This window comes from Rhodococcus sp. NPDC127593 (genome assembly GCF_042671975.1).
Lineage (GTDB): Bacteria > Actinomycetota > Actinomycetes > Mycobacteriales > Mycobacteriaceae > Rhodococcus_F.
Genome location: NZ_JBHXWI010000071.1, coordinates 24,427 through 40,382, shown reverse-complemented (window position 1 = coordinate 40,382; position 15,956 = coordinate 24,427). Strand labels below are relative to the sequence as shown.

The following is a 15,956-nucleotide window of genomic DNA, read 5'->3' as shown; positions in this document are numbered from 1 at the left end:
TCCGGAACAGCGCATAATCCCGGGCCGCTGGCGCGTACTTGCGAGCCGAGCCGACCCGTTCCTTGAGGAAGTCGAAGAAGACGGCCACCCGACTCGCCTCAACCGTGGCGATGTCCTCATCTTCGTCACCGACGACAACGAATGGATCTACCCGCCGGCGGTCGTGGACTCCGACGCTATCGCGATCCCGCACACCCACAGAGCGTTCGGCCATCTCCTGCGCATCCGAGCGGACCTGCAGCCACTGTCAGTTGCGGACGCCGGGCAGCAGCTCGCCGACCTCGGGCACCCCAATCCCCGGCTGGTCACCGATCACCGGGTCATCTCCGCCGGCCTGCGTGCCGCGCTGCTCCGACTCTGGAACCTGTGACCCGGCCGGCACTGCGGGAAGAAGTCACCACCCAGCGTTTGCCTGCTGGCTCGGTGGTGCCGCGTTTGTTGACGGCCTCGGTCGACCACCTTGCAGTGACCGGGTATCACGAATTCCCGTGTGGTGGTGATGTTCCCGAAAGAGACGAGAGACGACTCGCACTCACCTTGGATGTGTCTCGTGCTCGGATACGCCTACTTGGAGGACAGCCGCAGCCGGAATGCTTCGGCCGTCGCTGCCTGCAACGTCGTTCCGCGGGTGGCTACTTCGATTTTCACCTGCCGCAGCAGTTCGGGGTCCACCCGCGCGGAGAACTGCGGGAGCTTCGCAGCGCCCGCGGCCGGCGTAGCGGACTCGGCCGGAGTCTGCGGTACGAGCGAATCTGAAGCACCATCGGGGACCGCATGCGACAGCCGTGTTGTCGAACGTTCCCGCGGGTTGGTCCTTGGACATCTTCATCTCCCGTTCGGCAACAGGCGGCGGTGTTTCAGCCGGATGCGGGGCCGGGCCCGTCCGATGTGGGGCGGTGAGGGTGCAGGAGTTCGGTGTTGATGCGTCGGGCCTCGGCGAGTTGGTCTTCGAGGATGATGATGCGGCACGCGGAATCGAGTGCGGTGCCCTGGTCGATCAGTTCGCGGGCTCGGGCGGCCAGACGCAGCTGGTATCGGGAGTAGCGGCGGTGGCCACCCTCGGAGCGTCCGGGGGTGAGCAGCTTCGCGGCGTCGAGGCTGCGCAGGAATGCTTGTGTCACGCCGAGGATCTCGGCGGCGTGACCCATGCTGTAGGCCGGATAGTCCTCGTCGTCGAACTTCCCGGCCGGGTTGTGATCGGGCGAATCTTCCGGAATGGGGTGACACCTTTCAACGGACAGGGCCCCCGGCGCCGTGAGGCACCGGGGGCCGGAGCGGGTTTCACTTCCTTATTCACTGCACTTTTACCGACTGCCAGGCTCTTCTTGCTGCCCGGCCGCCGCCGGACGTGCCGGGGCCTTACACACTCACATCAACCCTTGCCCGGCACATCCGTCTTGCGGTACTTCTCTGCGGGCAGTTCATCCTCTCCCGCACCTCGTGAACTCTTTCCTTGCGACGAGAGAAACTCTACAACAACGACACTCCAATGTCTACACTCACCACTATAGAAATTCTAGAGGCAGTTGACCAGGGATTTTATCCGCGCCAGGGGCGTTTCCGTCGATGTCGCCGGGCGGTCCCTCGACGAATCAGCTCTCGTTGATCGATGACTGGCGGCAAATCGGCCGGTAGACTCCCCGCCGGATACCCCGCTCGCGTCCTGTTTTCCGTGGGTGCAGCGTTCGCTCATTCGTCGCTGAAGAGTGACTGGTGGATCTCTGCGGATGTCGGCGCGGGTGAATCACCGGAACGTGACACCTCGGCGACCGGCGGTGGCGTCCGGCCCTCTTCCTCGATTGCTCCACCATCGACATAACCCCCGCCCGGCGGACCATCGAGCAGCCCCAGCATCAGCTCCCGGGCCGCAGGAGAAGCACCATCGAGCATCCCGTCACGATGCCGAGCCCTCACACCTCGACGCATACCCCCTCCGCAACAATCCGAAAAATGCTGCACAACACGCAGATTGCGTCCGTAAACCGACTCAGAGAAGCACCCCGAAATCAAGCCCGCTACTGCATCCAGGTGAGGACAGTCAGGACGATCGCGTGCATCTCGACACCGGTCAGGAACACGAGGAACCCGATCCGAGTGCGAATTCCGCTACCTCCGATTCGAGCAACAAACACGGCCCTCCCAGAGTCGATCAGTCCGGCGCGCCGTGCGATACCTACCTTTTGCCGATTCGCACACAGACGGCGCCGAGATTCTGTGGTTGTCACGAAGACTTCATTGGTGTGCCGCCCTACGGTAAATGCAATCAATTGGTTGGTCTCACGCCTGCTCGGACACACCGAACCGACGAAAGACACAGTGTCTGGTCCACTCGGCCGAGCAGTCCCGGACCGCACCCGGAGGAGAGAACAGTGAGTGGTAGTTGTGGGCTGTGGGGACCAGACCAGCGGCAAGCCGCGGTATGCGTGACATTCGACCATTTGGGCGAGGCCGCCGAGCTTCAGGCAGGACTTTTACCCCTCGATGAACCCCGTGGGAAACACCCGAGTGTCTCCCGGGACCTACCCCGCGTGCTCGCGTTGCTGCAGGACCGCGACATCACAACAACCTTCTACGTCGAGGCCCTGAACTGCGAATTATACCCAGACGCCCTACGTTCCATCGTTTCCGCCGGACACACACTCGGCTGGCACGGATGGTGGAACGAACCGATGTACACGGTTTCGACGAAGGACGCCGAAGCCACGATGAAACGGACGTTAGCCGCATTCGATGCGCTCGGTCTGCGCGTATCCGGCGCCCGACCACCCGGCGGCCTCCTCGGCGGGCACCCGCTCGGCTTGTACCGAGATGCCGGCTTCGAGCACCTATCCTTCGCGGGCAGCCGCTACGGGCTCGTCGACGGGGTGGCAATGCTGCCGTTCGCCTGGCCGAACGTCGACGGGTGCTACTACTTCGAACAGTTCGCACCGCTCCGGGTTCCTCCCGGACGTGATCCGGTGGGCCCCCGTGGGCTTCTCGAAGCTCATCTCGCGCATGTCGACCAGACGGTCGCTAGGGGTGCGTGCACGTCCTTTGTCTTCCATGTCCCGTGGACCGATCGGCCCGAGCGCGTCGCGGTCATCGGCGAGCTGATCGACAACCTCGCCCGCGATCGGCAGGTATGGCTCGCATCCCCGGACGAGGTAGCCGGTTGGATGTCTGGCCATCCCGACGACTTTCCCGCCATCACCCATCAGGACGAGCCGCCCGCATGGTGACCATGCACGCCGACACCGCGTCAGCATGGCGCTTGTCCGTGGCCCGTGCGCAGTGCCCGGATTCGGCTCTTCGACAAGGAATAACCGCATGCGACTTGTGAATTTCGGTCCCGCAGGGTCCGAGCAACCTGGTGTGCTGGTCGATGACAGCACCATCGTTCCGTTGGGGCCGATTCTCGCCCGTACAGGCCTGCGCTCGCAGGACATGAGAGACGTGATCGCCCTGTGGGACACCGTCCGACCTGTTATCGAGTCGCAGATCGCGTGCGCACCGACTTCGTTCGCGGCGTCCGAGGTGCGGATCGGCGCACCTATCGCGCGGCCCGGCAAGGTCATCGCCATTGGGTTCAACTATCCCCAGCACACCCATGAACTGCTCGGATCGGCGGCCACCGCGGCCGAGCCGGTCGTCTTCATCAAGCCGTCGGACAGCGTGTCCGGACCCAACGACCCGGTTATCAAGCCGCCCGAGACGTCCATGCTGGACTATGAGGTCGAGCTCGCCGTCGTGATCGGTCGTGCCGGCCGCCGTATCTCGCCGCTCAAGGCAATGGATCATGTGATGGGCTATGTCGTCGCCAACGACATCACAGCCCGCGATGTTGCATTAGGCGCTGGGCTCGACAATCCGCTGCAGCTTCAAATCGCACGTGGCAAAGGATTTCCCACCTTCTGCCCGACCGGCCCGTGGCTCGTCACCTCCGATGAGGTGCCCACACCGGACGAGTTGCGACTGCAGCTTCGCGTCAACGGCACCGTGCGGCAGGACGACACAGCGGGCCGGATGCTGGTGTCGATCGCCGACCTGATCGCCTCGGTCAGTGCCAGTATGGCGCTCGAACCCGGCGACCTGATCCTGACGGGCACTCCCGCCGGGTGCGGCTTCCAACTCGAGCCGCCGAGCTATCTGTGCAGTGGCGACGAGGTGCTGGCCTCGATCTCCGGGCTCGGGGAGATGTCCTTCGTGATCCAAGACGAGCAGATCTGACGTCCGCGCGGTGAAGCACCCGTTCGACCAACAGCAGAGGAGCCACTCATGGTGCACATAACCTACGTCGCCGCCGACGATGCGCAGAGCGACGTCGACGGCCGACCGGGGCAGACGGTCATGCAGGTCGCGATCGAGGCGGACATCGACGGGATCGTCGGCGAATGCGGGGGGAACGCGATGTGCGCGACGTGTCACGTCTACGTAGAGCAGGGCGCCGCGGAACTGCCGGCGATGGAACCCGACGAGGACGAGATGCTGCAATGCACCGCCTCGCCCCGTCAGATCAACAGTCGACTCGGTTGTCAGATCGTTCTCGACGACGCGGTGACCGGGCTGGTCGTCCGGCTTCCCAAGGAGCAATAGCGAAGATGACCCCACAACCGACAGTGCTCATCCTCGGATCCGGACAGGCCGGTTTCCAGGCCGCGGTCTCCCTGCGCGACTTGAATTTCGGCGGCCGGATCATTCTTCTCGGTGACGAGCCCTGCCTGCCGTACTACCGGCCGCCACTGTCGAAGGCGTTTCTGTTCTCCGGCGGGGGTGCCAGCGAGATCGCTCTTCGCCCAAGCACGTTCTATGAGAAGCGCAATATCGAGTTGAGGCACGGCACGGCCGTGCATATCGACCGCGGTCGACGGGTTGTGACGCTAGGGACCGGTGACCAGCTCGCCTACGACCACCTCGTCTTGGCTTTGGGGGCCCGCAATCGTGTGCTGCGACTGCCCGGTGCCGACCTGCCCGGTGTACACCAATTGCGCACTCAGGCAGATGCGGAACGGCTTCGCTCAGCCCTCGACTCCGCATCGAGCGTCGCCTCTGTGGGAGCTGGCTTCATCGGTATGGAAATCCTCTCGGCTGCAGCGAAATTAGGAAAACAAACCGCGGTGATCGACCCACGGGATCGGCCACTTGCCCGCGCTTTGTCCGTCCACAGCTCACAACACTTCGCACGTCTGCATAACGACCACGGGACCCGGATGTACCTACGCCAGCAGTGCGTGGCCTTCCACGGGGACACCTCCGTCGATTACATCGAGCTGAGAGACGGGACAACAGTGGAGGCCGACTTGGTGGTGATCGGCGTTGGAGTCGAACCGAACAGTGAGCTCGCGGAGCGAGCGGGACTTGCGGTCGCCGACGGCATTCTCGTGGATCAATTCCTCCAGACCAGCGACCCGGCGGTCTTCGCCATCGGCGACTGCGCACGCTTTCCTGCCGGGGCACTGGGCCGGATGATGGTGCGCCTCGAATCCGTTCAAAATGCCGTTGACCAGGCACGAAGCGTCGCCGAACGCATCATGGGGTCGACGGACCCGTTCGGGGCGGTTCCGTGGTTCTGGAGTGAGCAGTTCGGCACCAAGCTGCAGATCGCTGGACTATCGACCGGCTACGACGTTGCCGTCCCGCTGGGTGACCCCGAATCGTCGACCTTCTCGATACTTCTCTTCCGGAACGGCCGCCTGATCTGTGTCGAGTCGATCAATCGACCCGTGGACCACATGAGTGCACGGCGGCTACTGGCCGGCCATGCCTGCCTCAGTCCCGAGGCCGCTCAACAGGGCGGATTCGACCTCAAGACCTTCGTGCAGGCGGCGGCGTAGTCGCAGATCCGTGTGACACCCGGGGAGGTGTCCGGGCGCCACCGGGTGGTCACTCGGTGTGTTAATCGCTACCGGGGCGGGTGGTCGTTCAGGTCCGGTGCACCGTCACCCTGCGCATACGCGATAGCCACCAGGGACAGCACGAGGTCAGAGAAGCGGCGCGGGTCGAGCCCGGTGAGCTCCTGCCAACGATTCAACCGGTACGCGACGGAGTTGGGATGCAGGTGCAGGCCTTTGGCCGCGCCGGAGAGGGAGAAGCCCGAGTTCGCAAAGGTATACACCGCCGCGGCGAGATCAGGTGATTGTTCGGCGCATGTCATCGGCCGCTGCAGCATCGGTGCGATCATCTTTCTCGAGGCCCACAGCGCGCATTCGAGCCAGTGGTCCGCGAATGCCGCGGAGGGCAGTTGCTGCAGTAGGGCGAATCTGTGAGCGGCTTCGGCCTCCGCCAGGCTCGCGATGACACCGTCGGCGCCCACGCGGGCCAGCCCAATGCCGACTGCGCCGTTAGTGCCGATCACCTCGAGCACACGGGTCGTCAGCTCGTCCAGGTCGACATCTTGAACGACGAGAACTGTCTGATCACCGACGATCCCGACGTGGCACACCCCCGACCACCGTCGGCCGGACCGCTGCAGAAGTTCCATGTCTTCGAGGGACCACGGCTCCCGGCGCCAGCACAGCACCGTGAAGGGGAAACGCAAGTCGAAGGCGAGCTGGCTGAGAACGTCTTCGAGGGCATGCCGGGATTCGGAGCCCGCCAAGATCGCAAAGAGCCGGTCGCGGAGTTCGCGTTCCCGGTCGATCCGACTCCCGCTCTCGTTCACATACGCGTCCACCACGGCCTGGCTCATCGCCTGGTTCCATTCCCCGAGCAGACTGACCAGCCCGACGAGCAACGACTCGTTAGCAGTGTGCTTCTGGCGCAAAGCGTCCCACAGCCCTGCGCTGACGACGCCGAAGGCGCCGAGGACGTCGTAGACCGGCATCCCGTAGTGCGCTCGCCTTCGGGCGGCGGCGCTGGTCAGCCGCAGCACTCTCGGCGGCGGTGACTCCCCGGAGGCCACATTGCGAAGCTGCAAACTCAGGTGCTCGTGCACGGTCCGCTCGTGCTCGTCGTACGGCAGGCTGCTGTAGGAGGGGATCGCTGCCCGGATCCGCGCGGTCAGATCGGCCGCAAGCTGCTCGACCTCGTCGTCGTCGAGCAGCACCGGCACCTCCGAAGGTCGAATTTCACTGCTCATCGCACGATTATCGCAGCGGCGGACGGAACGGTCACTGACTCAACGCCCGTGCGGCGAGACCCTCAACTGGGTGACCGCGGGGAAGGTCAGATCCGGTATGCGAGGCGGGTTCTTCTCGCGCAGTTCAATATTCGGGAGCTTCTCTGGAAGTAGACGCAGGAGGATTTCCCCTTCGATCCGAGATAGCGGGGCTCCAAGGCAGAAGTGGCCCCCCGCGGTGAAGGCCAGGTGACGGATCCGGGCACGGGTCAAATCGAACGAGTCCGGGTTGTCGAACTTCTCGGGATCGCGGTTCGCGGCCGCCAGGCCGAGCAGCAGGTGGGACCCCGCGTCGATCTGCTTGCCGGCGATCTCGAGTCCGGGCGGCGCATAACGCCAGATGAAGTGCACGGGCGCGTCGTAGCGCAGCGATTCCTCCCAGGCGTTGCCCGCCAACGAGGGGTCCTTCTGCAAGGCAACGTACTGGTCACGGTTCGCGAGGAGTGCGGCGACCGTGTTGGTCATCGCCACCATCGTCGTGTGGTAGCTGGCGACGAAGAACCCCACCAAGGTAACGACCAACTCCTCACGGGAAAGCTTGTCCCCCGCTTCCTCGGCGGCCAGCAACGCGCCGACCGGGTCGTCCGCGCTGAGTCGACCACGATTTCCGTCGACGATGCCGCCGATGTAGTCGAAATAGAACTGCGCAACCTCGTCAGCCTCGGCGAGTTGCTGCGAGGTGATTTCGCTCTGGCTGAGGACCGCATTGAGCGCCGGCATTCTTTGCAGCACCGTGGCCGCGTCCTCCGCGGGAGCGTGCAGCAACCGGCACGCGATCTGCGCCGGGACCCGTGTCGCGAACTCGCTGACGAAGTCGACTTCCGAATCGAATTCGGCGAGTCGGTCGATCCCGGCCGAGATGATCTCCTCGACCCATCCCCGCATGGACGCGATCGCGCGGGGCGCAAAGGCCGGACCTGCCAACCTGCGAAGCCGGGTGTGCTGCGGGGGATCCATATTCGGCAATGACAGCCGGTAGAACTGCGCTGCCGGACCGTCACCGACATGTGCAGGAATCTGTCCCGGAACCGGTTCGACGACGCACATCGGATCCTTGAGAATGCGCTCCACATCCCGGTAGCGGGTGAGAAGCCACGAGGACTGATCGTTGACGAGAGTCCGAGCAACCGGATTGGACGCTTGGATCTCTCGGTACGTCCTGAATCGATCCGCCAGGAAAATGGGGTCAGAGATATCGAGAGTCACGATCGGCTCCTCGGCGGCGTTCGTCACGGTAATTCCCTTCACTGCGAAACTGTCGAAAAGATGGTCGAAATGGGATTGCCGTCACACGCTACCTGCGCAAACACCCAATTTCTTTGACGAAATGGAGGAATTGCGGCCTCCGAAGTTGCGGTTTCCACAGCTGTCAGTGTGCGCCGGCACGATCGCCGCCCAAGCCTCCGCCAGAGGGTCACCGTCCCCTCCCGGCCGACGCCCATCCCCTCCACTCATCGGATGCGCGCAGGCTGCCCTCCCACCAGGGGTCCGCACGGCGCCACGGAGTCAGTCGGATCCAGTCGTCGAAAACCCGTGACCACTCGTCGGCGGGCAGACGGCGCAGCACCGCGTAGGGCGCGGCGTCGTCACCGAACATAATCTCGGTGAACCCGCGGCCGCGGAGCCGGCGCACGGCGCATCACCCCGAGGCGGGCGGCGTCTTGGTCCTGCGGGGTCAGGTCGGTAAAGTTGACCGTCATCTTGCCCCACGATGCGTCGGGGAGCAGGTTCTTGCGGCCAGGCCGCAGCGGGACGATCAATGCGGTGTCCGCTCCGACCGAAGTCGAGAGCACCGCTGTAGGTGTGCCGAATTCACCGCCCGTACGGTTACCGGCTCCCCGGTGATGACGTGCGCGTCAGTGCGAAACCGCCGGTGCCGGTACACCCAGACGCACACCGCGCACAGTTGCCGGACCGGCCAGCTTCGTCCAACGCGCACCTTTCAGGCGCGCCCAGGTCATACGACGTCTCCACGACGGCGTACCGACATCGCTGCGCGCCAGACGGGACCGATCAGGCCAACGCCAGGACGCGACTCCATGTACCGGGCGAGCAGGCCGAGGATCTCGGCGTCCGGATGCTGGAGGTCGGGAAGAACGTTCGCGGTCTGCGTCGTTGCCGCCGCCGATCTAGACGGCGATGCGTGCGGAATGACCATCAGCTCGATGGCGTCGATCAGTCTCGACCCCGCCATCCTTCTGGTGTCGCTGACGCACGGGTCTCACACCACCGATGCCGTCGACAACGGTGGGCGATTCGCGGTCTCCATCCTCGGAGCACGTCAGGAAGCGATCGCCCGGAGGTTGCGAGAACGCCTGACTAGAGAGCTTCCCTGTGCCAATAGCCGGGCCCGGACTGCGGTCGGTTTCGTCGGCCGCTCACGCCGCCGCTGAGACCGCGGGAGTAGCGGCAAGAGCGCCGGCGGAGCGTGCGGGCGATACTCGCGGTGTGCGCCGGCCACCGACCACCGGTGGTTTCGACCAAGGCAGCGAGGACGGTAGCCGCCTCGGTGTCGCTGAGTTCCACCGGCTCACCGGTCATGCCACGTAACCCCCGGCTGCCGGTGGTCAGCCAATGCTCGCTCGCCGCTCGACGCACCGAGGCCCGGTACCAGGGATTACGAAGCGATCGCATCAACGCTCCTTCGCGTTCAGTGGGCGTCCTGGAACGCCTGCTCCACCTCGGCGGGAATGCGCCCGCGCGAGGAGATTTCGTAGCCCTGTTCGGCCGCCCAGGCGCGGATCTCCTTGCCGTTCCCGCGCCGCCGCACCGGGGCGTCCGAGACCGCGAAACGATCGGAACGTCGTTTGCGGCCACCGACCCGGGTGGCGTGCTCGATGAAGAATCCGATCTGCTTGTGAAACTTGCTGGCGTGCTTGTCTTTCAAATCAATTTCGTAGTCCCCCCCGTTGACGGAAAAGGTGAAGCTCTCCCCGTCCTCGCCGAAGACGGCTCCGTCGATGTCGTCGACCAGTTCGACAACTACCTTGCGCGCCACAGTTCCCCAATCTCTCACGTCTTCTCGATACAGCAGGCAGAACCCTACTGGCGGCCGCAGCCGATCAGGGGCACCGACCCCGGGGACGTGTCATTTCCGCAGGTCACTTGCCGTTTGTGCGGCGCAGGAGCAGCCGGGGGTCCTATCGGGTGTGCACCCGGGTGTCCCTCAGGGGGCCGAGCGCGAAGTAGATGGGCGGCGGACACAGTGCGATGGAGGGCAAGAAGGTGGGGACCTCCGGCCCCCACACGGTGATGGTGTTGACGGGATAAATAAGATTGGTAAACGGGTAGCACACCAGTTCCAATTGGTGGGTATTCACCGATCCGGGTGCACAGGTCGACATGGCACCGACCGCGAAGAACTGTATGTCGCACCCACTCGGAGCTGGGGTGGCGTGTGCGTGCGCCGCGGTCAGGGACAGGGCGGCGGCCGCGGCGGCCGCGGTGGACGCGACGACGGCGAGGCGCAGAAACCGAGACATGGGTCCCCCGGTGATTCGGGCCCGACCCACCGCCCATTCTCGCAGGTCAGGTGCCGCTGCCGCGGTCCATCCAACGAATCCGCTTACGGCGGGCATGCTTGGCCAGCAGGTGCTTCCGGCTGGTTGGGGCGCGGAACATCTCGTCGAGCATCCGGTTCTCGATGTTGTGATGGAAGCGGAGGATGCGTGTGGCCGCCAGATGCACCACCTCCTGACGGTTCGAGCCGAGCCGTTCGGCGAGGGCGTCGAGGTGCGCGAGGAGTTCGTCGTCGAGCGCGACGTCGACCCGGGCTGTGCGCGGCGGGGCGGCGACGCGGCGTGCCTGCGCCAGGGCCTCATCGGCCGCCGGGTTCTCGATGAGTCTGCGAATCCCAACCCGGAGCAGCGCGGACAGCCGGCGGGGACCGTACTCGTCCGCCAGCTCCTCCAGGCGGCGTTTGGTGTCCTCATCGAACCGGAAGACGTGCCGTTTCCCGAACGGGTTCCCTTGCGGGCTCGGCGCCTTGCGGACCGGGGGCCCGGCGGTGGCCTGGTCAGCGGTCTGCCGGCGGCGGGTGTTCCGGGCGAGGAGCAGGGCCCGGTTCGCGTCCCCGCGGTAGATCTCCTCGGTCACCGCCTGATCGAGGTCGCGCGGGTTCGCCAGGAGCTGGCGGGCGGCCAGACGCATGAGTTCGGCGCGGTCGGAGTCGAGCCGTACGGCGAGGGCGTCGAGCTGGTCGCGCAGGTCGTCGTCGAAGTGCACATTCGTGCGCGGACCGAGGGTCTCCGGGGTCAGGTCACGGACCGCGCCGATCGTGGCTAGGTCGGCGGCGAGGTCTCCCGGGTCGTCGAGGAGTCGGCGGACCGCGACCCGGATCGCTGCGGCGGTAAGGGCGTCGCCATTGCGGGCGATCAGCCGGTCGAGCCGGACCAGCATGGAGCGGTTGAGGTACACGCGGGTGCGGCAGGTCAGATCGGTGCGGGCGTCTTCACGGAGCACCGGGTGCCGAAATCGGCCCGCCGCGGTCAGGAAGCGGTGCAGAGCAACCCGGACGATCGCGCTGCGGTCGGTGTGGAACTCGCGAGCGAGCTGGTTGAGGCGAGCGCTGGCTTCGGGGTCCAGGTCGAGAGGTCGCTCCACCCAGGTGATGCGGCGAGCGTCGGCGGAGGCCCGGCGGGCCTGGTCCAGTGCCTGCGACACCCGGTCGGGGTCGGCGAGAAGTCGTCGTGCGGCCACCCGCACCAGCGCCCCGAATCGGCGCGGGCCGATGCCGGCGGCCAACTCCTCGAGGCGTTGCCTGGTTGTCGGGTCGAACCGCAGCGGGATCGGATCCCCCACCGGGACGCGGCCCATGTTCGTCTCGCTCATCACCGGCCATTGTTCCGGTACGTCCGGGGACCTCGATTCGCACCCCACGGCACCCCACGGCACCCACCGCCACCACAATCGGTCACTGCGCCCCGGCGAGCCGTTTGCTGCGAAAAGCAGTGGCGCCATGTACGGAGACAATACAGCGATACATTGCAATGTTAGAAGCCCTCGGAGGAGGCCGTGCCGGGACCCCCGGCGGCCGGCCACCGCGAGCGGGAGCATTCAGAGGCAGTGCCGGCCCGGAACCTCGGTGCACACCGTCGACCAGCGCTCGTGAACGCAACCTCCCGCACCAGTCGCACCGACCGTACGCCCGCGTTCATGACTGTGACACCGGCGCGCTCATCTTCGGTGAGCCTGGCTTCGAAAAGACAGGCAAGGTCCGTCCACTGAACATCCGTCGGATTGAGAAAACCCGGCAACCCGGAGTCGGTGTGTCACGCTCAAGAGCGGACACCACTCCGTTCGCCCACAGCCGGCAACTTTGCCGCAGCGTCATGGAAGGCACGCACGATTGCGGCCGAAATCCGACCGCGGAAGGACACTTCACGGCCCTCCTTGATCGCCCACTCTCGAATCTCCTTGGCCGTCTTCTTCGCCGGAGCCGTATCCGCCGCCGCTTCCTTCACCGAAGCCTCCTTCTCGACAACCTTCTCCGCGGCCGTTGTCGCCCCGGCCGTCTTCTTCGCTGCCGTGTTCTTCGCCGGAGCCTCCTTCTCGACAACCTTCTCCGCGGCCGTCGTCGCCCCGGCCGTCGTCTCCGCGGCCGTTGTCGCCCCGGCCGTCTTCCCCGCTGCCGTCTTCTTCGCTGCCGTCTTCCCCGCTGCCGCGTTTTTCGCCGGAGCCTCCTTCTCGACAACCTTCTCCACGACCGTCTTCTTCGCCGGAGCCGTGCCCGCCTCCGCTCCCTTCACCGGAGCCTCCTTCTCGACGACCTTCTCCACGACCGTCTTCTTCGCCGGAGCCGTCTTCGCGGCCGCCTTCTTCGCCGGCACCGTTCTTGCCTGAGCCTTCGTTGCCTGAGCGTCATGGAAAGCTTGCTCGATCTCGGCCGAGATCCGGCCGCGGGGAGACACTTCGCGACCCTCTCCGATCGCCCACTCTCGAATATCCTTGGTCGTCGTCTTCGCCGGAGCCTTGCTCACCGCCGGTACCTTCGTGGCGACAATCTTCTCCGCGGCCGTCGACTTCGCCCCTGCCGTCTTCGCCGGCGACTTCCTCGCAGACGCCTTCTTCGCAGCCGGCTTCTTCGGCCCGGTGGTCTTCGCCGGAGCCTTCCCCGCAACTATCTTCTCCGCGGCCGCCTTCTTCGCCGGCACCGTTCTTGCCTGAGCCTTCGTCGCCTGAGCGTCATGGAAAGCCTGCACGATCTCGGCCGAAATCCGACCGCGGGGAGACACTTCGCGACCCTCTCCGATCGCCCACTCGCGAATATCCTTGGTCATCGACTTCGCCGGAGCCTTACTCACCGCCGGTACCCTCGTGGCGACAATCTTCTCCGCAGCCGTCGACTTCGCCCCAGCCGTCTTCGCCGACAACTTCCTCGCAGACGCCTTCCTCGCAGACGCCTTCTTCGCAGCCGTCTTCTTCGCCGGAGACTTCTTCGCCGGTGCCGCTTTTGCCTGAGCCTTCGTCGCCGCAGCGTCATGGAAAGCTTGCACGATCTCGGCCGAAATCCGACCCCGGGGAGACACTTCGCGACCCTCTCCGATCGCCCACTCTCGAATATCCTTGGTCGTCGACTTCGCCGGAGCCTTACTCACCGCCGGTACCCTCGCGGCGACAATCTTCTCCGCGACCGTCGACTTCGCCCCTGCCGTCTTCGCCGGCGACTTCCCCGCAGCCGCCTTCACTCCGGCCGCCTTCTTCGGCCCTGTCGTCTTCGCCGGCGACTTCTTCGCGGCCGCCTTCTTCGCCGGCACCGTTCTTGCCTGAGCCTTCGTCGCCGCAGCGTCATGGAAAGCTTGCACGATCTCGGCCGAAATCCGGCCGCGGGGTGACACTTCGCGGCCCTCTCCGATCGCCCACTCGCGAATATCCTTGGTCGTCGTCTTCGCCGAACCTTCGGAAATCCTCGGTGATACCGCCATCATGCTCTCCTTCTACGTCAGGGCAATCGTCGAACGCACACAGTAACGGCAGGCTCATCCCGGAAATGAGGAAGCTCACCGAACTAACAATTCAACGTCTTCAAGACATTGTCGATGTGGGCAGACCACACACGATCCTCTTCGAGCTCGAAATCACATCGCACCGAGCTTCGTGCAGGACGAGCACGACTCACCCCGACAGGGAATCTTCTCCACCGAAATCACGAAATTGCCTCGGCAGCTGCGGCATTGAAGTGGCCGACAGTGACGAATTCGGTGTTCACGGTGCCGAGCAGGCTGTGCGCCCGACGGCCCACCACCTACTCAGTCGAAGACTGTGCCGCAATTCCGGCGGTGCAGCGCCTCCCGGACTCCGGTCACAGCGGCACCGAACCTTACCTCGCGAAGGCCGCGCGCCGGCCACATCCCCAACAGCCCGGAGAACACCGTCGTGACCGTGCCACCGCATTCGGAGTGTGGTCACCCACCGCCGGCATCATCCTCTTCCGCACCGCACACACACGGTTCACCCGAAACCGACTGCGGCACCATGCACACGAGTGGAGACAACCCGACACACCACCGCGATGATCACCAGGCACCGGGACACCTTGCCCCTCGCGACAACAGTGGGGCGCGCGCCGGCCGAGCAACCGCGGGTGCTCACTCCGATCAGCCGGCGTCAGCCCGCACGTCCCCCGCGTTATCCCAATGTCAGATCGACAATCGTGAAGGAGCGCGGCGAGCACCCTCTCTCGGGCCCATCCGTCGGCATCGAGCGGCGCCGACCGCACCACCGTCAGCGTCGGTGGTTTTTCGTCCGTCGACCAACATCAGCGCGAGTTCATTGCATCCGTGCCGGCACTCGTAATGCAGGTAATGCAGCCCCTGCGCGACGATCGTGTCGGTCACGATGTCGGCCCACGGTTCGGCGGGTCTGCGCGTAGTCCCACCCACGTGCACGCCGTCAGCCAGGCGTCCTGGCCGAGCCTGATGATGTTCCGCCGGCCACCGCAGGACCGCCACCTCGACATCCTCGTCGAGCACCAGCTCCGTCAACGACTTGTCGGCCCACGCCTCGCGTGCGCGATGATCAGGTCCGGTGCGATGTCCTGGCCCCGCAGTATTGCCTCGGCAACCACGGCGACGGACAGACCTATATACACCGCGGTCAGCTCCCCCATCGCACCTGTTTCCCCTCAGCGCCGACAAGGTCTCGGGGCACATCGTCACGGCTCGGCATCCGGCCCCGGGAGCCCCCGTGTCGGGGGCGGCAGATCTCCCGGTTCAGGCTGAGCGGCGGCCGGTGTGGGTCACTGCGTGCGTAAGAATGCCCACTACCAGCACAGATTCAATGAGGGCGGTTGACGTACGGTGTGGGGATGGGATCGCCCATCACCAGTCTGTACGCGCGCGTGGCGCAGGACTTCACCGATCGTCTCCTGGGCTGCCCGCAGGACCGCTGGAACTCGGCCTCCCCCTGCCCAGGCTGGACCGCCTGGGACGTCGCCGCCCATGTCGTGGGTAACCACCGACGGGCCCGCGCAGGGCTCAGGGGAAATGACTACCAGGTGCCTACCGCTGGGGAGGACGTGGTGGCCGCATGGCTGGATGCGACGGCCGAGGTACAGGCTGCCCTGGAGTCGGAGGCGACCGCCCAGCAGGTATTGGGTGCCGAGTTCGGCACCCTGCCTTTCGAGCAATTCGTCCGGCGGATGGCGTGCGCCGACACGCTGATTCATACCTGGGATTTCGCGCGCGCCACCGGGCAGGACGAACACCTCGATCCCGAGGCAGTCGAGCTGGCTCGAACCTTTCTGGTCGCAGAAGACGACCGGATCCGGCTCCCCCACGCCTTCGGGGCCAAGGTGGCGCCCACAGACAACGCCGACGCCCAGACCCAGCTGTTGAACTTCTTGGGCCGCACCACCTAACAGAAT

Annotated in this window: 20 protein-coding genes and 3 pseudogenes; 10 read left to right on the top strand and 13 right to left on the bottom strand. The window is 65.3% G+C overall.

Going from position 1 to position 15,956, the window contains the following annotated elements; genetic code table 11:
* A partial coding sequence (locus ACFVJ3_RS41945) for a hypothetical protein (protein WP_378457678.1) occupies positions 1-370 on the top strand: 370 nt, incomplete at its 5' end.
* A gap of 487 nt (positions 371-857) precedes the next feature.
* On the opposite strand, the gene ACFVJ3_RS41940 is transcribed toward ACFVJ3_RS41945, so the two are convergent.
* Positions 858-1,148, bottom strand: coding sequence for a MerR family transcriptional regulator (locus ACFVJ3_RS41940; RefSeq protein ID WP_378457677.1), 291 nt, complete (start codon positions 1,146-1,148; stop codon positions 858-860).
* Positions 1,149-1,727: 579 nt separating this feature from the next.
* On the opposite strand from ACFVJ3_RS41940, the gene ACFVJ3_RS41935 reads away from it, so the two are divergent.
* From ACFVJ3_RS41935 to ACFVJ3_RS41920, 4 genes are all read left to right on the top strand, one after another.
* Positions 1,728-3,218, top strand: coding sequence for a polysaccharide deacetylase family protein (locus ACFVJ3_RS41935; protein WP_378457676.1), 1,491 nt, complete (start codon positions 1,728-1,730; stop codon positions 3,216-3,218).
* 133 nt (positions 3,219-3,351) lie between these two features.
* The gene (locus ACFVJ3_RS41930; protein WP_378457675.1) at positions 3,352-4,206 is read left to right on the top strand and encodes a fumarylacetoacetate hydrolase family protein; all 855 of its coding nucleotides are present in this window, start codon (positions 3,352-3,354) and stop codon (positions 4,204-4,206) included.
* 48 nt (positions 4,207-4,254) lie between these two features.
* Entirely contained in the window at positions 4,255-4,572 is a 318-nt protein-coding gene (locus tag ACFVJ3_RS41925; protein WP_378457674.1) for a 2Fe-2S iron-sulfur cluster-binding protein, read from the top strand.
* A 5-nt stretch (positions 4,573-4,577) separates the two neighbouring features.
* Positions 4,578-5,810: an NAD(P)/FAD-dependent oxidoreductase gene (locus tag ACFVJ3_RS41920; protein ID WP_378457673.1), complete on the top strand. Its 1,233-nt coding sequence runs from the start codon at positions 4,578-4,580 to the stop codon at positions 5,808-5,810.
* Between the two features lie 68 nt (positions 5,811-5,878).
* On the opposite strand, the gene ACFVJ3_RS41915 is transcribed toward ACFVJ3_RS41920, so the two are convergent.
* From ACFVJ3_RS41915 to ACFVJ3_RS41900, 4 genes are all read right to left on the bottom strand, one after another.
* A complete protein-coding gene (locus tag ACFVJ3_RS41915) occupies positions 5,879-7,054 on the bottom strand; it encodes a PucR family transcriptional regulator (RefSeq protein ID WP_378457672.1) in 1,176 nt (391 codons plus the stop codon).
* Positions 7,055-7,093: 39 nt separating this feature from the next.
* On the bottom strand, positions 7,094-8,341 hold the full coding sequence (locus ACFVJ3_RS41910; RefSeq protein WP_378457671.1) for a cytochrome P450: 1,248 nt from the start codon (positions 8,339-8,341) through the stop codon (positions 7,094-7,096).
* A gap of 166 nt (positions 8,342-8,507) precedes the next feature.
* On the bottom strand, positions 8,508-8,726 hold the full coding sequence (locus tag ACFVJ3_RS41905) for a hypothetical protein (protein WP_378457670.1): 219 nt from the start codon (positions 8,724-8,726) through the stop codon (positions 8,508-8,510).
* Positions 8,727-9,050: 324 nt separating this feature from the next.
* The gene (locus ACFVJ3_RS41900) at positions 9,051-9,287 is read right to left on the bottom strand and encodes a hypothetical protein (RefSeq protein ID WP_378457682.1); all 237 of its coding nucleotides are present in this window, start codon (positions 9,285-9,287) and stop codon (positions 9,051-9,053) included.
* Between ACFVJ3_RS41900 and ACFVJ3_RS41895 the strand changes: the two genes are divergently transcribed.
* Positions 9,244-9,486, top strand: coding sequence for a flavin reductase family protein (locus ACFVJ3_RS41895; RefSeq protein ID WP_378457669.1), 243 nt, complete (start codon positions 9,244-9,246; stop codon positions 9,484-9,486). The two genes, ACFVJ3_RS41900 and ACFVJ3_RS41895, sit on opposite strands and share 44 nt — an antisense overlap.
* Here ACFVJ3_RS41895 and ACFVJ3_RS41890 read toward each other — a convergent pair.
* The 5 genes and pseudogenes from ACFVJ3_RS41890 to ACFVJ3_RS41870 form a co-directional block, all read right to left on the bottom strand.
* On the bottom strand, positions 9,413-9,727 hold the full coding sequence (locus ACFVJ3_RS41890) for a hypothetical protein (RefSeq protein ID WP_378457668.1): 315 nt from the start codon (positions 9,725-9,727) through the stop codon (positions 9,413-9,415). The two genes, ACFVJ3_RS41895 and ACFVJ3_RS41890, sit on opposite strands and share 74 nt — an antisense overlap.
* A gap of 16 nt (positions 9,728-9,743) precedes the next feature.
* A complete protein-coding gene (locus tag ACFVJ3_RS41885) occupies positions 9,744-10,091 on the bottom strand; it encodes an Lsr2 family protein (RefSeq protein WP_378457681.1) in 348 nt (115 codons plus the stop codon).
* Positions 10,092-10,233: 142 nt separating this feature from the next.
* On the bottom strand, positions 10,234-10,575 hold the full coding sequence (locus ACFVJ3_RS41880) for a hypothetical protein (RefSeq protein ID WP_378457667.1): 342 nt from the start codon (positions 10,573-10,575) through the stop codon (positions 10,234-10,236).
* 46 nt (positions 10,576-10,621) lie between these two features.
* Positions 10,622-11,923 carry a ribbon-helix-helix protein, CopG family gene (locus tag ACFVJ3_RS41875; RefSeq protein ID WP_378457666.1) on the bottom strand — a complete coding sequence of 434 codons (1,302 nt, stop codon included), beginning with the start codon at positions 11,921-11,923 and terminating at the stop codon, positions 10,622-10,624.
* Positions 11,924-12,369: 446 nt separating this feature from the next.
* A pseudogene (locus ACFVJ3_RS41870) lies at positions 12,370-13,038 on the bottom strand (hypothetical protein); the annotation flags it as partial.
* Position 13,039: 1 nt separating this feature from the next.
* On the opposite strand from ACFVJ3_RS41870, the gene ACFVJ3_RS41865 reads away from it, so the two are divergent.
* Positions 13,040-13,258 (top strand): hypothetical protein, encoded by a 219-nt coding sequence (locus ACFVJ3_RS41865; protein ID WP_378457665.1) that lies wholly within the window; start codon positions 13,040-13,042, stop codon positions 13,256-13,258.
* A gap of 74 nt (positions 13,259-13,332) precedes the next feature.
* Here ACFVJ3_RS41865 and ACFVJ3_RS41860 read toward each other — a convergent pair.
* Positions 13,333-13,407 (bottom strand): annotated as a pseudogene (locus ACFVJ3_RS41860) (hypothetical protein); the annotation flags it as partial.
* Between the two features lies 1 nt (position 13,408).
* Here ACFVJ3_RS41860 and ACFVJ3_RS41855 point away from each other — a divergent pair.
* A complete protein-coding gene (locus ACFVJ3_RS41855; RefSeq protein WP_378457664.1) occupies positions 13,409-13,552 on the top strand; it encodes a hypothetical protein in 144 nt (47 codons plus the stop codon).
* 105 nt (positions 13,553-13,657) lie between these two features.
* Complete coding sequence (locus tag ACFVJ3_RS41850) at positions 13,658-13,861, top strand: hypothetical protein (protein WP_378457663.1); 204 nt, start codon at positions 13,658-13,660, stop codon at positions 13,859-13,861.
* 68 nt (positions 13,862-13,929) lie between these two features.
* On the opposite strand, the pseudogene ACFVJ3_RS41845 reads toward ACFVJ3_RS41850, so the two are convergent.
* Positions 13,930-14,016, bottom strand: a pseudogene (locus tag ACFVJ3_RS41845) (hypothetical protein); the annotation flags it as partial.
* Positions 14,017-15,071: 1,055 nt separating this feature from the next.
* Positions 15,072-15,200, bottom strand: a complete 129-nt coding sequence (locus tag ACFVJ3_RS41840) for a hypothetical protein (RefSeq protein WP_378457662.1) — start codon at positions 15,198-15,200, stop codon at positions 15,072-15,074.
* A 198-nt stretch (positions 15,201-15,398) separates the two neighbouring features.
* On the opposite strand from ACFVJ3_RS41840, the gene ACFVJ3_RS41835 reads away from it, so the two are divergent.
* A complete protein-coding gene (locus tag ACFVJ3_RS41835) occupies positions 15,399-15,950 on the top strand; it encodes a TIGR03086 family metal-binding protein (RefSeq protein WP_378457661.1) in 552 nt (183 codons plus the stop codon).
* The last annotated feature ends 6 nt before the right edge of the window (positions 15,951-15,956 follow it).

What these genes read in the sequence shown, in the direction of transcription:
- ACFVJ3_RS41940 (WP_378457677.1), bottom strand. Translation starts at nt 1,148, where the DNA reads ATGGGTCACGCCGCCGAGATCCTCGGCGTGACACAAGCATTCCTGCGC.
- ACFVJ3_RS41935 (WP_378457676.1), top strand. Translation starts at nt 1,728, where the DNA reads ATGTCGGCGCGGGTGAATCACCGGAACGTGACACCTCGGCGACCGGCG.
- ACFVJ3_RS41925 (WP_378457674.1), top strand. Translation starts at nt 4,255, where the DNA reads ATGGTGCACATAACCTACGTCGCCGCCGACGATGCGCAGAGCGACGTC.
- ACFVJ3_RS41920 (WP_378457673.1), top strand. Translation starts at nt 4,578, where the DNA reads ATGACCCCACAACCGACAGTGCTCATCCTCGGATCCGGACAGGCCGGT.
- ACFVJ3_RS41915 (WP_378457672.1), bottom strand. Translation starts at nt 7,054, where the DNA reads ATGAGCAGTGAAATTCGACCTTCGGAGGTGCCGGTGCTGCTCGACGAC.
- ACFVJ3_RS41895 (WP_378457669.1), top strand. Translation starts at nt 9,244, where the DNA reads ATGACCATCAGCTCGATGGCGTCGATCAGTCTCGACCCCGCCATCCTT.
- ACFVJ3_RS41900 (WP_378457682.1), bottom strand. Translation starts at nt 9,287, where the DNA reads ATGGCGGGGTCGAGACTGATCGACGCCATCGAGCTGATGGTCATTCCG.
- ACFVJ3_RS41890 (WP_378457668.1), bottom strand. Translation starts at nt 9,727, where the DNA reads ATGCGATCGCTTCGTAATCCCTGGTACCGGGCCTCGGTGCGTCGAGCG.
- ACFVJ3_RS41880 (WP_378457667.1), bottom strand. Translation starts at nt 10,575, where the DNA reads ATGTCTCGGTTTCTGCGCCTCGCCGTCGTCGCGTCCACCGCGGCCGCC.
- ACFVJ3_RS41875 (WP_378457666.1), bottom strand. Translation starts at nt 11,923, where the DNA reads ATGAGCGAGACGAACATGGGCCGCGTCCCGGTGGGGGATCCGATCCCG.
- ACFVJ3_RS41840 (WP_378457662.1), bottom strand. Translation starts at nt 15,200, where the DNA reads ATGGGGGAGCTGACCGCGGTGTATATAGGTCTGTCCGTCGCCGTGGTT.
- ACFVJ3_RS41835 (WP_378457661.1), top strand. Translation starts at nt 15,399, where the DNA reads ATGGGATCGCCCATCACCAGTCTGTACGCGCGCGTGGCGCAGGACTTC.